1 protein-coding gene is annotated in these 603 nt (G+C 36.5%); it reads right to left on the reverse strand.

Going from position 1 to position 603, the window contains the following annotated elements; all coding sequences use genetic code 11:
- Positions 1-603, reverse strand: a 603-nt coding sequence (locus tag AO843_RS11205; protein ID WP_197278916.1) for an IS3 family transposase, incomplete at both ends; no start/stop codon positions are given.

A 603-nucleotide genomic window follows, 5' to 3' on the forward strand; every position in this document is an offset into this window, starting at 1 on the left:
AAATCCTTCGATGTATATTGAAAACCTCGGTCACTATGTATTAACGGCTGCTCGCCTGATTGTAATGATTGAATAGCTGATTTTATTGTTTTGAAAACAAGGGAATTATTATTCGAATGACCCAACACAAAACTCACAATCGAACCATCATACAAATCTATAATTGCACTTAAATAAGCTTTTTTCCCGTTTCCATATTTAAGTTCTGTGACATCTGTACACCATTTTTCATTTGGCTTTTTCGATGTAAATGCTCGATTCAATACGTTCTCCGCCACATGATGTGCTGGGGATTTTCGATAAAGCTTGCGCTTTCTACGAATAACAGACTTCAATCCACTAATCTGCATTAAACGATATATACGCTTTTCGTTAACCATCGCTTGATTATTTTCTTTTCGTCGACGATTGATGGTCAACGTTGTACGACGATAGCCGTAAATACCATTTACTTGTTGGTAAAGGAGATGAATGTCCTTTAAAATTGCTTCATTTTCAACTTCTCTGCTAGAAGGCTTACGACTTAGCCACTTATAGTAAGCTGCACGCGAAACACCAGCTATTTCACATAGTAAAAGAATCGAAAGTTTTTCCTCTCGATAT

The sequence above is a fragment of the Lysinibacillus sp. ZYM-1 genome (assembly GCF_001308875.1).
GTDB lineage: Bacteria > Bacillota > Bacilli > Bacillales_A > Planococcaceae > Lysinibacillus.